Source organism: Agrococcus sp. Ld7 (genome assembly GCF_045064095.1).
In the GTDB taxonomy this organism is placed as follows: domain Bacteria; phylum Actinomycetota; class Actinomycetes; order Actinomycetales; family Microbacteriaceae; genus Agrococcus.
Genome location: NZ_JBISGY010000029.1, coordinates 22,357 through 36,096 on the forward strand (window position 1 = coordinate 22,357; position 13,740 = coordinate 36,096).

At 69.0% G+C, this 13,740-nt stretch carries 12 protein-coding genes and 1 other RNA gene; 9 read left to right on the forward strand and 4 right to left on the reverse strand.

All coding sequences use genetic code 11. The features are described from left to right. Window positions 1-55: 55 nt before the first annotated feature. Both prfB and ACJJVL_RS08150 read left to right on the forward strand, forming a co-directional pair. On the forward strand, window positions 56-1,174 hold the full coding sequence (prfB, locus tag ACJJVL_RS08145; RefSeq protein ID WP_405218045.1) for a peptide chain release factor 2: 1,119 nt from the start codon (window positions 56-58) through the stop codon (window positions 1,172-1,174). Between the two features lie 10 nt (window positions 1,175-1,184). Then, window positions 1,185-2,609 carry a 4-hydroxyphenylacetate 3-hydroxylase N-terminal domain-containing protein gene (locus ACJJVL_RS08150; RefSeq protein ID WP_405218047.1) on the forward strand — a complete coding sequence of 475 codons (1,425 nt, stop codon included), beginning with the start codon at window positions 1,185-1,187 and terminating at the stop codon, window positions 2,607-2,609. 54 nt (window positions 2,610-2,663) lie between these two features. Here ACJJVL_RS08150 and ACJJVL_RS08155 read toward each other — a convergent pair whose 3' ends face one another. Continuing rightward, window positions 2,664-4,271 (reverse strand): right-handed parallel beta-helix repeat-containing protein, encoded by a 1,608-nt coding sequence (locus ACJJVL_RS08155; protein ID WP_405218049.1) that lies wholly within the window; start codon window positions 4,269-4,271, stop codon window positions 2,664-2,666. Window positions 4,272-4,733: 462 nt separating this feature from the next. Here ACJJVL_RS08155 and ftsE point away from each other — a divergent pair, with 462 nt between their 5' ends. The 4 genes from ftsE to ACJJVL_RS08175 all read left to right on the forward strand — a co-directional run bounded on the left by ftsE (window position 4,734) and on the right by ACJJVL_RS08175 (window position 8,070). Next, window positions 4,734-5,465, forward strand: a complete 732-nt coding sequence (gene ftsE / locus ACJJVL_RS08160) for a cell division ATP-binding protein FtsE (protein ID WP_405218051.1) — start codon at window positions 4,734-4,736, stop codon at window positions 5,463-5,465. After that, the gene (gene ftsX, locus ACJJVL_RS08165; protein WP_405218052.1) at window positions 5,462-6,376 is read left to right on the forward strand and encodes a permease-like cell division protein FtsX; all 915 of its coding nucleotides are present in this window, start codon (window positions 5,462-5,464) and stop codon (window positions 6,374-6,376) included. Before ftsE ends, ftsX begins: the two co-directional genes overlap by 4 nt. A gap of 104 nt (window positions 6,377-6,480) precedes the next feature. Continuing rightward, window positions 6,481-6,957, forward strand: coding sequence for an SsrA-binding protein SmpB (gene smpB, locus ACJJVL_RS08170; RefSeq protein ID WP_405218054.1), 477 nt, complete (start codon window positions 6,481-6,483; stop codon window positions 6,955-6,957). An 84-nt stretch (window positions 6,958-7,041) separates the two neighbouring features. Further along, complete coding sequence (locus tag ACJJVL_RS08175; RefSeq protein WP_405218056.1) at window positions 7,042-8,070, forward strand: 6-phosphofructokinase; 1,029 nt, start codon at window positions 7,042-7,044, stop codon at window positions 8,068-8,070. A 132-nt stretch (window positions 8,071-8,202) separates the two neighbouring features. Here the strand turns inward: ACJJVL_RS08175 and ACJJVL_RS08180 are convergent, their stop codons facing one another. After that, window positions 8,203-9,897: a DUF222 domain-containing protein gene (locus tag ACJJVL_RS08180; RefSeq protein WP_405218057.1), complete on the reverse strand. Its 1,695-nt coding sequence runs from the start codon at window positions 9,895-9,897 to the stop codon at window positions 8,203-8,205. Between the two features lie 181 nt (window positions 9,898-10,078). Here ACJJVL_RS08180 and ssrA point away from each other — a divergent pair. Both ssrA and ACJJVL_RS08190 read left to right on the forward strand, forming a co-directional pair. Beyond that, window positions 10,079-10,449, forward strand: a transfer-messenger RNA (tmRNA) gene (gene ssrA, locus ACJJVL_RS08185). Between the two features lie 84 nt (window positions 10,450-10,533). Further along, on the forward strand, window positions 10,534-11,904 hold the full coding sequence (locus tag ACJJVL_RS08190) for an NAD-dependent succinate-semialdehyde dehydrogenase (RefSeq protein ID WP_405218058.1): 1,371 nt from the start codon (window positions 10,534-10,536) through the stop codon (window positions 11,902-11,904). Between the two features lie 150 nt (window positions 11,905-12,054). Here the strand turns inward: ACJJVL_RS08190 and ACJJVL_RS08195 are convergent, their stop codons facing one another. Continuing rightward, the gene (locus ACJJVL_RS08195) at window positions 12,055-12,345 is read right to left on the reverse strand and encodes a rhodanese-like domain-containing protein (protein WP_405218059.1); all 291 of its coding nucleotides are present in this window, start codon (window positions 12,343-12,345) and stop codon (window positions 12,055-12,057) included. 47 nt (window positions 12,346-12,392) lie between these two features. Here ACJJVL_RS08195 and ACJJVL_RS08200 point away from each other — a divergent pair, with 47 nt between their 5' ends. After that, complete coding sequence (locus tag ACJJVL_RS08200; RefSeq protein WP_405218061.1) at window positions 12,393-12,872, forward strand: VOC family protein; 480 nt, start codon at window positions 12,393-12,395, stop codon at window positions 12,870-12,872. 2 nt (window positions 12,873-12,874) lie between these two features. Here the strand turns inward: ACJJVL_RS08200 and ACJJVL_RS08205 are convergent, their stop codons facing one another. Further along, entirely contained in the window at window positions 12,875-13,663 is a 789-nt protein-coding gene (locus tag ACJJVL_RS08205; protein WP_405218132.1) for an inositol monophosphatase family protein, read from the reverse strand. Between the last annotated feature and the right edge of the window lie 77 nt (window positions 13,664-13,740).

The following is a 13,740-nucleotide window of genomic DNA, read 5'->3' on the forward strand; positions in this document are numbered from 1 at the left end:
GTGGACGCGAGCCCCCGTGCCTCCGGCCAGGCTCGCGTCGGTAGGCTGAGGGATCATGGCCGATCTCGACATCGCCGGCGACATCGCCGAGCTCCGCTCCACATTCTTCGACATCAAGTCGGTGCTCGACGCCGATCGCCTGCAGGCCGACATCGATCGGCTCTCCGAGGCCGCCGGGGCCCCCGACCTGTGGGACGACCCGGATGCCGCGCAGCAGGTCACGAGCGATCTGAGCCACGCGCAGGCAGATCTGAAGCGCATCACCGAGACCGAATCGCGTCTCGACGACCTCGAGGTGCTGGTCGAGATGGCCAATGAGGAGGGCGACGAGGCGACGCAGATCGAGGCGAAGAAGGAGCTCGCGGGCCTGAAGCGCATCATCTCCGAGCTGGAGGTGCGCACGCTGCTCGACGGTGAATTCGACCAGTTGCCGGCCGTGGTCACGATCCGGGCCGGCGCCGGCGGCGTCGACGCCTCCGACTTCGCGGAGATGCTGCTGCGCATGTACCTGCGCTACGCCGAGCAGCACAGCATGCCCGTCTCGGTGTACGAGACGAGCTACGCGGAGGAGGCCGGCATCAAGTCGGCCTCGTTCGAGATCAACGCCCCGTATGCCTTCGGCAACATGTCGGTCGAGGCCGGCACGCATCGCCTGGTTCGCATGAGCCCGTTCGGGGCCGCTGGCAAGCGGCAGACCTCCTTCGCGGCAGTGGAGGTGGTGCCGCTGTTCGAGCAGGTGGACGAGATCGAGGTGCCCGAGAACGACATCCGGGTCGACGTCTTCCGCTCTTCCGGCCCCGGCGGTCAGAGCGTCAACACGACCGACTCGGCCGTGCGCATCACGCACATCCCCACGGGAGTCGTGGTGTCGATGCAGAACGAGAAGAGCCAGATCCAGAATCGCGCCGCCGCGATGCGCGTGCTGCAGAGCCGCCTGATGCTGCTCAAGCGCGAGGAGGAGGCGGCGCGCAAGAAGGATCTCGCTGGCAACATCTCGGCGAGCTGGGGCGACCAGATGCGCTCCTACGTGCTCGCGCCGTACCAGATGGTGAAGGATCTGCGCACGCTGCACGAGGTCAACAACCCCTCGGCGGTCTTCGACGGCGATCTCGATGGCTTCATCGCGGCCGGCATCCGCTGGCGCAAGCGTCAGCAGCAGGACTCGGACGACTAGGAAGCGAAGGATGACGGTGTCAGACACGGGTCCCGCCCTGGCGAGCAGGCCCCAGATGGGCAGCGAGTACCTCACCAGCCTCGACGACGGTCGGGTCGTCATCCACGACGGCGTGCCCGTCGAGCGCGTCGTCGACCACCCAGCCTTCGCCGGGGTCGCCCGCACCATCGCGTCGCTGTACGACACGCTGCACGGCGAGGGGTCGGATGCGCTGCTCGTGCCGACCGACGATGGTGCAGGCCTGACCCATCCGTTCTGGGTGCTGCCGCAGTCGCGTGACGACCTGCGCAGGCAGCGCGAGGCGATCCGCAGCTGGCAGCGCGAGACGCACGGCTGGGTCGGTCGCACGCCGGAGTTCATGGCGTGCGTCATCACGTCGATGGCGGCGCACGCGCCGTTCTTCGGCCGCTTCGAGCAGCAGGTGCGCGACATGCTCGCCCGCGATCAGCGCGCGGTGACGCACTACGCGCAGGCTCTCGTGAATCCGCCCGTCGACCGCGACCTGCCGCCGGACGAGGTGGGGGATGTCTTCCTGCACGTCGTGCGCGAGACCGACGAGGGTGTCGTCATCCGCGGGGCCAAGGCGGTCGTCACCGGCGCCGCGACCGCCCAGCGGCTGCTCGTGTCGCACTTCGGCGGCGAGGTGCAGACCGAGGCGTTCGCGATCGCGGCGTCGGTGCCCGTCGCCGCCCCCGGCGTGCGGGTCTACACGCGCGGCACGCCGGCGCGCGATGACCAGCCGCTCGCGCACCGGTTCGCCGAGCACGACGCGCTCGTGGTCTTCGACGATGTGCTCGTGCCGTGGCAGGACGTCTTCATCCGGGATCCCGAGACGATGCTCGCGTTCAACAAGGGCGCTGTCGGCTGGAACGTGCGCCTTGTGTTCCAGGCGACCACGCGGCTCGAGGCGAAGCTCGAGCGCATCGCCGGGCTCGCCGTGCGTGCGACCGAGATCATGGGCACGAGCGAACTGCGCGGTGTGCAGGCGGCGCTCGGCGAGCTCATCGCCTACCGCGACACGGTTGCCGCGCTGCGCGATGCGATGATCGAGCAGAGCGTGCCCTCCGGCGACTCGATCGGGCCGGGCCCGGAGGCCGCGATGGCGTTCGCCGCGTACGGGCCCGACGCGTACAGCCGCATGCGCGTGAACCTGCAGACGATGCTGGCGTCGGCGTTCGCGCATCTGCCGGTGCCGATCGAGAGCCTCGGCAGCGAGCACGTCGCGCCCATCGAGCCGCTGCTGCGCGGCTCGGGCGGTGCCGATGCCCGGGAACGGCTCGAGGTCATGGGTGAGCTGTGGGATGCCGTCGGCACGGGCTTCGGCGCCAGGCACGAGCTCTACGAGCGCAGCTACTTCGGGCAGCCGGAGCGCATGCAGGTCGGCATCCTCGGCGCCGCGAAGGCGACCGGCCGCATCGAACGCTGGCAGCAGTAGTCGCACGCACGAAGGGCCCCACCGCTGCTGCGGCGAGGCCCTTCGTGGCTTGGATCAGCGCTTGACGAACTTCAGCGCGCCACCGTTCGCCGCCTCGTTGCCCGTGAGCGCGATGTTGCTCGACGGGGGGTAGATGACGTGGCAGTTGAACTGCGATTCCTCGCCGAACGTGTTGTTGCTGATGACGATGCCGCGCATCGGACCGTGGGACTTCTCCGAGATGTTGATGGTGCAACCACCGCCGTCCAGGAAGTTGTCGGTGATCCTCACGTTCGAGATCGGACCCGCGTCCTGCGTGAGGATGATGCCCGCGTTGTAGGCGCCCTCGATGCGGTTGCCGGTGAGCGTGATGTTCGACCCGCTCTGAATCTGCACCGTGTCGTCGTGGCTCGGGCCGCCGTTCCAGCCCGGGTCGTTCTCGAAGTGCAGGATGTCGTGCACCCATGAGTTGCGCATCGTGACGTTGCCCGAGCCCCACAGGTGCACACCGTCCAGGACGTGATGGATGTCGAGTCGCTCCGCCGTGATGTTCCAGCCTCGCAGGCCGTCGATGGTCGGCGATGCCACGGTTGCGACGAGCTCACTATCGGTGATCGTCAGGCTTGCGCTGTTGGAGGCGCTGCGCACCAGCGAGTCCTGACCGCCCTCCGCGCCGCCGCGGATGATCGAGTTGCGGATCGTGACGTTCGCAGCGCGCACGTCGACGAAGCCGCGGATGTCCAGGCCGTCGATGACCGTTCCGGCCTGGGTGATGACCATGTCGCCGTTGTGCACGCGCAGGTTCACTCCCGCGGGGACGCCGGTGTTGTCGGGGCCGGGCATGCCGCCCGGGGCCGGGGCCGGGGGCGGAGTCGGGGCCGGGGGCGGAGTCGGGGTAGGCGTCGGAGCGGGGGACGTGCCCTCCGCGACGCGGCGCACACCGAGCGTCTCGCGATTGTCGCCATTCCAGTCGCCCGCGAACGCGGTGTCACCGGCACGGCCATACGTGACCGTGGTGTCTGCGGCGCCGGAGCGGATCGCATTCGCGATGTAGTACGTCGCGCCGCGGCGCACCGCGAACGTGTCGCGCCCGTCACCGTCCCAGTCGCCTGCCAGCACTGCATCGCCGGGTCGGCCGTAACCCACCACCTGGTCTGCGCGGCCGGTGCTCATGGCGTTGCGAACGTGATAGATCGAGCCCCGTCGCACGGCCAGGCTGTCGCGTCCGTCTCCATCCCAATCACCGACGAGGACCACGTCGTCGACGCTGCCGTAGGCCACGACCGCATCCGCCGGTCCGGAGGTCAGGGAGTTGCGGACGTGGAACTGCGACCCTCGCCGCACCGCGAGGGTGTCGCGGCCATCCCCATCCCAGTCGCCGACGAAGACCTCGTCGCCAGCGTTGCCGAACGTCACCGGCTGAGCGAGCTCGGGGTCATCGTTGCTGGAGGTGGTGAAGTACTGAGCGCCTCGCCGGAGCATCGCTGTGTCGACCCCGTCGCCATTCCAATCGCCGAAGTACACGCGATCGTCGTCGCGCCCGAGCTGGAACTCGTGGTTCGCGACGGATGTGAATCGGTCGTTCAGGTGGAAGCTCGTACCGGAACCGCTGATCTCGACCCCCTGCGCCTCCGCGGCGCTCGGGAACGCGAGCACCGTGGCTGCTGCAACTGCGAGGGTCACGGTGGCCGCGGTGATCGTTGTGCGGCTCGCCGAGCCCTGGAGGGGTCCGCGGATGGCTCGGGCGTTGCCGACTGACTGCAGTGCCGAGCGGGACTCGGCAGAGGATGTGCGCTGACGCAATGCGCTCTCACAATCTGATGGGTGGTCACGAAATTTCGCGCGGGGCGCGACTGGGCATGGCGACGCCAGGACCAGAACATAGGGGTGTGGTTGTCGCGCGCTGCTATCGTGCATTCCGCGCGACCCAGCGACGAGCTCGTGACCCTCGTCGGGGTGTGCAGCGGACTGCGAATCATGCATTGACGACGCACGATGGTGCGCGACCCCTCCAACGTAACAGAACGGTAACGCTCAGTAAAGACTGAGGCTTCTCTCGGCGTGGCGTTCGGCACGCTCCCAGGTTGAAGACCCGCCGCGTCGCTGCTGGGCAATGGATCGGGTGCGACGTAGCCTCAGCAGGCCATGATTCGCTTCGACGAGGTCTCGAAGACCTACTCCCGCAAAGCTCGCCCCGCACTCGACGACATCTCCCTGGAGATCCTGAAGGGCGAGTTTGTCTTCCTCGTCGGCGCCTCGGGCTCCGGCAAGTCCACGCTCATCCGCATGGTGCTCCGCGAGGAGACTCCGACGGGCGGCGAGGTCCACGTCCTCGGTCAGCGGCTCAAGGCGCTGCCCAGTCGACGGGTGCCCTTCTTCCGGCGCAACCTCGGGGTCGTCTTCCAGGACTTCCGCCTGCTGAACAACAAGACCGTCTACGAGAACGTCGCGTTCACGCTGCAGGTGATCGGCAAGAGCCGAGGGTTCATCTCCGAGGCGGTGCCCGACGTGCTCAAGATCGTCGGCCTGGCGGGAAAGGCAAGCCGCCTGCCGCATGAGCTCTCGGGTGGTGAGCAGCAGCGCGTGGCGATCGCTCGAGCCGTCGTCAACCGGCCGCCCATTCTGCTCGCCGATGAGCCGACCGGCAACCTGGACCCGTCGACGAGCGCGGGGATCATGGCACTGCTCGCCCGCATCAACGAGGGCGGCACGACCGTTGTGATGGCGACGCACGAGGCCTCGATCGTCGACGAGCTGCAGAAGCGTGTCGTCGAGCTGGATGCGGGCGTCATCATGCGTGACGAAGCGCACGGCAGCTACAAGCGACACCTCGCGGCGCTGGACGCCGACATCGACCATGAGGCGGAACTCGCATGAGGGTGCAGCTGATCGCGCAGGAAGTCTGGAACGGGCTGCGTCGCAACCTGTCGGTCGTCGTATCCGTCGTGCTCGTGACGTTCATCTCGCTGTCGTTCGTCGGTGCTGCGATCCTGCTGCAGCTGCAGATCAACCAGATGAAGGGCTTCTGGTACGACCGTGCCCAGGTGGGCATCTACTTCTGCGGACCGGTGGACGCGACAGAGACGTGCACGCAGACCGCGGCGACGGAGGAGCAGATCGCGTCGGTGCGGGATGTGCTGGACAGCGGCGCGATCGCCCCATACGTGAGCCACGTGGAGTTCGAGGATCGCGAGCTCGCCTACGAGCACTTCATCGAGCAGTTCGGGGGCACCGCGAGTGCGGAGTTCGCCAGCCCCGAGACGATGAATGAGGCGCTCTGGGTGCGGCCATCGACCCCGGCGGACGCCGACCTGATCCGTGAGGCGACCTCCGCGCAGCCGGGGGTGCTCGAGGTGCGCGACCAACGAGCCCTGTTGGAGCCGATCTTCCAAGTGCTGAACACCGCGAGCCTCGCGGCGATCGGCGTCGCCGTCCTGATGCTGGTGGCGGCGGTCCTGCTCATCTCGACCACGATCAGGCTCTCGGCGTTCTCTCGAAAGCGAGAGCTGGGCATCATGCGGCTGGTGGGCGCGTCGAACCGCTTCATCCAGACGCCGTTCATCATCGAGGGTGTCGTCGCCGCGCTGATCGGGGCGGTGCTGGCGGCGGGGTCGATGGTTGGGGTCGTGCATTTCGTCCTGCAGGGGTACGTGGCTCCAATGCTCCAGACGATCGCGATCGTGGCCGTCGATGACGCGCTCGTGGTCGTGCCCATCCTGCTCGGCATCGGGGTCATCTTCGCCGGGGTCGCGGCCGCCGTCGCGATTCGTCGCTATCTGAAGGTCTGACCGAGCGCGAGCCCGGCAGCGCCCGGTCTCGAGTGCAGGGGTTAGACTGAACGGCTGACCCTCGAACGGGCAGCACGACCAGTCACCGAACTCAGGAGCCACGCATGCCTCGCGAACAGGGCCACAAGGTCGTGGCGCAGAACCGCAAGGCGCGCCACGACTACACGATCGAGGATCGCGTCGAGGCGGGCCTGGTGCTGCGCGGCACCGAGGTGAAGTCCTTGCGCGCCGGCCGTGCGTCCCTGGTGGATGGCTACGCGTTCATCGATGGGGGAGAGGCATGGCTCGATGCCGTGCACATCCCGGAGTACGGCCAGGGCACGTGGACCAACCACCCGCCGCGCCGCACGCGCAAGCTGCTGCTGCATCGCGACGAGATCGAGAAGCTGGCCGGCAAGGTCTCGCAGGGCGGCTACACGCTCGTGCCCCTCTCGCTCTACTTCTCGGACGGCCGCGCCAAGGTCGAGCTCGCGGTCGCGAAGGGCAAGCGCGAGTACGACAAGCGCCACGCACTGCGCGAGCGTCAGGACAAGCGCGAGGCCGATCGCGCGATGCGCACGCGCAACCGCATGGGCGACTGAGCCCGCGTTCGACAAAGCCCCCGGCAGTCGGTTGGATGGACGCGTCGGCAGCGTTCACCCAGGGCCTTCCGACAGGAAGGTGAAATGCGAGTCGGCATCCTCACGTCCGGCGGCGACTGCCCCGGACTCAACGCAGTCATCCGAGCCGCCGTGCTCACTGGCATGGTGCACCACGGCCTCGAGTTCGTCGGGATCCGCGACGGCTATCGCGGGCTCGTGGATGGTGACGTGCGCGTGCTCAACCGGTCGGCGGTGCGTGGCACCAGCCGCATCGGCGGCACGATCCTCGGCACGAGTCGGACAAACCCCTACGAGGGGCCCAACGGTGGCGCGGAGAAGATCGCCGAGACGCTCGGGCGGCTCGGCATCGACGCAGTCATGGCGATCGGCGGCGAGGGCACGCTCGCGGCGGCCAACCGTCTCGCGAACGACGGTCTGCCGGTGGTTGGGGTGCCGAAGACGATCGACAACGATCTCGACGCGACCGACTACACGTTCGGGTTCGACACAGCCGTGCAGATCGCCACCGAGGCTGGCGACCGCCTGCGCACGACCGGCGATTCGCACATGCGCTGCATGGTGCTGGAGGTCATGGGCCGGCACGTCGGCTGGATCGCGCTCCACACCGGCATCGCGACGGGTGCGCACGTCACCCTGATCCCCGAGCAGCCGCGCTCCATCGAGTCGATCTGCGAGTACGTCCAGTCGGTCTACGATCGGCGTCGCGCACCGCTCGTGGTGGTCTCCGAGGGCTTCAAACTCGAGGGGATGGAGGAGGCGCACTCGCACAAGGGCATGGATGCGTTCAACCGCCCGCGACTGGGTGGCATCGGCGAGCTGCTCGCCCCGATGATCGAGGAGCGCACCGGCATCGAGTCGCGCTCGACCGTGCTCGGCCACATCCAGCGCGGGGGTGCGCCGAGCGGGGCGGACCGCGTGCTCGCGACGCGCTTCGGGCTCGCGGCGGTCGACGCGATCGTGGACCGGGCTTGGGGCTCGATGGTGTCGCTGCGCGGCACGGACATCGTGCGCGTGCCGATGGCGGATGCGCTGGGCGACCTCAAGCGCGTGCCAGAGCACCGCTACCGCGAAGCGGAGATGCTCTTCGGCTGACGGGCTGACGGGCTGACGGGCTGACGGGCTGACGGGCTGATCGGCTGACCTGCTGATCGGCTGATCTGGTCCGCTGTTCGGTGCACGCGCTCTCGGGCGATGTGCTGCTCGGCAGATCGGCATACCGACTGCTCATCTGCGCAGCACGAGCTGCTGCGGTCGCAGATCGACGTCTGCACGGTGGTGTGGCATGCAGCCTCGCGCTCGGCAAGGGCGTCCGCGACTGCGCATGCGTGCGCGGTCCTCGACGACGCTCGACGCCCGATGGTCCAGGGCCAAAGCGGCTGCGCGCCCCGCATGCTGCCCCGGCCGCGCTTCCAGCCGTGCGTGGCGCAGAGGGACGGCGAGCGAAGGAGGAGCGTCCGCGCCGATGGCCGCGTCTGCTGCGCGCGCCGCGCTCGTGCTCGACGTCGCGACGGCCGTGCTCGCCTCGGCCGCAGCGATACGGGGACGGGCTTCGCCGCGACGCGGAGGGCTCAGCTCGGCAACGACTCTCCAGCTGCCCGGAGTGGGCCCCGCGCGCTCGACTCGAAGGCGGCCGGCATGCACCTCGTGGTGGTGATAGCTGCAGAGCAGGATGCCGTTGGCGATGTCGGTCGGGCCGCCCGCCAGCCAAGGGATGACGTGGTGGGCCTCGCACCAGGCCGGAGGCATGCTGCAGCCGGGGGCGCGGCAGCCTCCGTCGCGCGTCGCGAGCGCTCGGCGCTGGGCGCGACTGAAGAGACGCTGCGAGCGGCCGAGCGTCAGTGCGTGGTGGCATCCGTCGACGACCAGAGGCTGCAGGCGCGCGTCGCAGAGCAGACGATCAATGGTCTCGATGGGGATCAGGTCGCCCGTGTGCTCGATGCGCAGGCTGCGATCGACGTGGGGAAGCCCGTCGCGGTACGCGGCCCAGGCGTCGATGGTGCCGCTGATCACCAGCACGGGTGCTTCCCCGCCGACCGTGGGAGCGTCGCCGGAGGCGGCGTGCGCCTGCACGAGCCCGACCAGCACGTCGTGCCGCAGCTGCTCGGGCGTGCGATCGTCGATCACCTCGGTCTCATCGGCCGCGCTCGGGCCCTGGCCGCCGTCGATCTCGTCGTCGTCGCGGAACGCGACCCGCACGCGCGGACCGGTATACGCATCCAGCAGTGCCTTGATGGCGGAGCCCGCCTCGGGTGTGGCGACGATCGAGATGACCCACATGCCGTCGTCGCGCTGGCCGATGCGCAGGGAGCGCATCGCCCGCTGCCGCTCCGCATTCTGCAACAAGCCGTCGGGATCGAGCATCGCGGCGAACGCGCGCGCTTGCACGAGCAGCAGCTCGGGCACGAGCGGTGCCGCGGGATCGATCGCCGCGTCGACCAGGGTGCGCTCGGCCCACGTGAACTGCTCTGGGTCGGAGCGCGGAGCTACGGGGTCGAGCGTCTGCACGATCGCCTGTGCCTGCGGGAGGGAGAGCTCGCCGGCTGCCAGCGCTGCAGCGAGGCGCGGGTAGCGGATCGGCAGCGTTGCGCCTGAGATGCCCACGGAGGCGGTCGTGCGCGCAGCCATGGTCAGGAGCTCGGTTGCCTGGCGACCTCGCATGCCGAACGCCGACGCAAGCGCCGCCTTGGCGTTGCGTTGACCCAGTCGGCGGCAGAGCGAGTCGTCAACGTGGCCGGCAGAGCGCTCGACGACCGCTGCCGCGAGCAGCACACTCTGCGCGTCGACGATGCGTGCGAGCTCTGCCGTGCGCGCGAGCAGCTCGGCGACCTCGTCGTTCGGCTCGAGCGCGAGCGAGCGGCACGCGTGCAGCATGGTGCGCGCGGAAGCGACCACCGCTGCCGCCTGCTCGCTTGCGTTCATCTCGACTCCCTCGTCCCGATCACGGTAGATGGAGCCACCCACACGCCCGGCGGTGCCACGCTGAGCCCCAGACGCTTGCCCGCGGTGCGCCATCCGCGATACGATGACGGGCTGGCAGAGCCAGCGCGCCGGACTCATCCGGCATTGGAAACTCAACAGCGTGCGACTCGCACCACTCCATGGGGATGATCGGTTTCGACAGCGCCTCAGTCGGAGCGGGAAGCGGGTAGAGGATGCAGGGTTATCTCTTGAACGCCCCCTGCAAACCAATAGGTGCCAATGCAAAGCGCACCGACTTCGCCCTCGCTGCATAAGCGAGCCTGAAGTCCGTCAGACCGGGGTTGCTCTCGCCCCGGACCCTGGCGTCGTTTTGAGAGCTTGCTGCGATCCTGCGTCACAGGGGATCGCGGGACTTTCACTGTGACTGGGCTCGTCGACCTAGGTGCTCAGGACAAAGGTCGGAGCCGAGCAGAACGCCATCCCTGAGCTGCACCCGGAGAAGCCGCACGGTCCGAGCGTTGGACGGGGGTTCGATTCCCCCCATCTCCACCATCGGTCGAGTCGCACGCTGTTGACCACCAGATCACCAACGCCGATACGCTGGAGTCATACCCGACCCCTGCGAGGAGGCAGTTCGTGAGCGAGTACCGAGTCACTGACCCGTACACCGGCAAGATCGTCAAGGAGTACCCGACGGCCACCGATGATGAGGTGCGTGGCGCGATCGAGCGGGCGCACACCGCGTACGCCGATTGGTCGACCACCCCCCTTCCCGAACGTGTGGCGATCATCAGCAAGGCCGCGGATGCGTTCAAGGCCCGGTCGCGAGAGCTGGCCGAGATCATCCAGACCGAGATGGGCAAGCCCATCGACCAGGGCGTGTTCGAGGCGGAGTTCTCGAGCGACATCATCCGCTACTACGCGGACAACGCCGAGGAGTTCCTCGCCGACGAGGTGCTGACGGTGAGCTCCGGCGTCGATGCGCGCGTGCGCAAGGCATCCCAGGGCGTCATCCTCGGCATCATGCCTTGGAACTTCCCGTACTACCAGGTCGCACGCTTCGCGTTCCCGAACCTCGTGCTCGGCAACACCGTCGTGCTGAAGCACGCGCCGCAGTGCCCGTGGTCCGCGACCGTCATCGCCGAGATCCTGGAGGAGGCGGGCCTGCCGGCCGGCGCGTACGAGAACGTCTTCGCCACCAACGATCAGATCGGTGAGATCATCATCCCCGACCCGCGCGTGCGCGGCGTCTCGCTCACCGGCTCCGAGCGGGCGGGTGCGGCCGTGGCCGAGATCGCCGGCCGCAACCTGAAGAAGGTCGTGCTCGAGCTGGGCGGCTCCGACCCGTTCATCGTGCTCTCGGCCGACGATATGGATGCCGTGGTCGAGGCCGCGGTCGCGACCCGGATGGACAACTCCGGGCAGGCCTGCAACGCGTCGAAGCGCTTCATCGTGCTCGACGAGCACTACGACGAGTTCACCGCGAAGCTCAGTGACGCAATGATGGCGCTCGAGGTCGGCGGGCCCGAAGATGAGGACGCGCTGGTCGGGCCGCTCTCCTCCCAGGCAGCTGCGGATCGACTGCGCGAGCAGGTCGCGTCGGCGATCGCTGAGGGTGCCAAGGTGCTTGTGGGCGATGTGGCGGCGTCGGAGGGCACGCGGGTCGCCCCCGCGCTGCTCGGCGGCGTGACGAGCGACATGGACGCGTACCGTGAGGAGCTGTTCGGCCCCGTGGGCACCGTCTATCGGGCGAAGGATGTCGACGACGCCGTGCGCATCGCCAACGACACCCCGTTCGGGCTCGGCTCCAGCATCTGGTGCAACGACCCCGAGCTCGCCCTCGCGGTCGCCGACCGGATCGATGCCGGCATGGTTGCCATCAACGGCGCGGGCGCCGAGGACTACGACATGCCCTTCGGCGGCACGAAGCGCTCCGGCTTCGGCCGCGAGCTCGGCCCCCACGGCATGGAGGAGTTCATGAACAAGAAGCTCATCGTCTCGAGCTGATCCGCGCTCGCGCGCGGTGCGCCGACCACTCGGGGCTCTGCCTCTGCGTCACGACGATGCAGGAGCAGAGCCCCGATGTCGTGGTGCACGCTCGGCTGCGGGTGGCGTCGAGGCGCCATCCGGGCGCGCTGCCGAGGCGCGGGGCGGGCGTCAGTCGACGGTGCCCGTCATCGGTCGACCGTCGGTCGCCCACGCCAGCGTGCCGCCCGCGACGTTCACCGCGTCCCGTCCCTGCTGCTCGAGGAAGGCGACGACGCGCGCGCTGCGGCCTCCCGACCTGCAGATGATGGCGGCGCCGTCGGGCACCTCCGAGAGCCGCTCGACGATCTCGCCCATGGGGATGTGGACGGCGTCGACCGCGTGGCCCTGCTGCCATTCGTGCGGCTCGCGCACATCGATGAGCGGGCGGTCGGCGACCTCGTTGGGCGTGATCTCTTGCATGCCTCCGAGGCTAGCGGGCTGGGCTCCGGCGGAGCATCATGGTCACTATGGCGATGGTCCGCACGGTGCTCTGGTTCGACGGTCACATCGAGGAGGCTGCAGAGTTCTACACCTCGTTGCTGCCTGACTCGGAGATCACCTCGGTCATGCGCCATCCGGAGCGCGACGATCCCTGGCCCGGTGACGGCGCACCGGGCGAGGCGATCGTCGTGGATCTCATGCTCGGAGGCGTGCCGTTCCAGCTGCTGAACGGCGGAGGGCAGTTCCCGCAGTCCGAGGCGGTCTCGATCGCAGTGACGGTCGATGGCCAGGCGGAGGTGGACCGGCTCTGGGACGCGATCGTCGCGGACGGGGGCGCGGAGTCCATGTGCGGCTGGTGCCGCGATCGCTGGGATGTGTCGTGGCAGGTGATCCCGAGGCAGCTGGGCGAACTGATGCAGGGCGCGCGCGGCAGCGAGGTGACGCGGGCGATGCTCGGGATGCGGAAGCTCGACGTCGCGGCACTCGAGGCGGCCGCGGCGGGCTGAGGTCAGCGCGAGAAGCGCGCCAGCAGCTCGTCGTGCAGCAGGCCGTTGGTCGCGAGCGCGCTGCCGTGCCAGGGGCCGTCCTGCCCGTCGATCGATGAGAAGCGCCCGCCGGCCTCCTCGATCACCGGCACGAGCGCCGCCATGTCGTAGGGCTGCAGGTCGAACTCGCCGACGGCGTCCAGCGTGCCCTCCGCCAGCAGCATGTAGCTCCAGGCGTCGCCGTACGAGCGGGCGCGCCACACGTCGCGCTGCCACGCGAGCAGGTCGTCGACGCGCCCGGCGCCGTCCCAGCCCTGGATCGAGTTGTAGGAGACCGCCGCTTCGGACATGGTGCCCACACCCGACACCTGCAGCCGCTCAGGCGACTCGGCGCCGGCGGCGAGCTTCCACGCGCCCTGCCCCTTGGCGGCCCACCAACGAGCGCCGAGCGCGGGGGAGGACACGACCCCGACGACGGGCACGCCATCGACCGCGAGCGCGATGAGGGTCGCCCAGATGGGCGCGCCGCGCAGGAAGTGCGCCGTGCCGTCGATCGGATCGATGATCCACCGGCGATGAGCGTCTGCCCCGCCGGTCTCGCTGCCGAACTCCTCGCCGAGGATGGCGTCATCGGGCCGTTCTGCGGCCAGCACCTCGCGGATGCGCTGCTCGACCGCGCGGTCGGCATCCGTCACGAAGGTGGTGTCGGGCTTCGTGTCGATCGAGAGGTCGCGCGCGCCGAACCGGTCGAGCGAGATGCGGTCGGCGGCGTCTGCGAGCCGCAGCGCAAGGGCGAGGTCATCGTGGTGCATCACGCGTCCATCGTAGGCGCGCGCTGCAGCTGAGAGGGGTGACCCTTGCGGGTCGCCGCCGCGACGCCAGCGCCGAG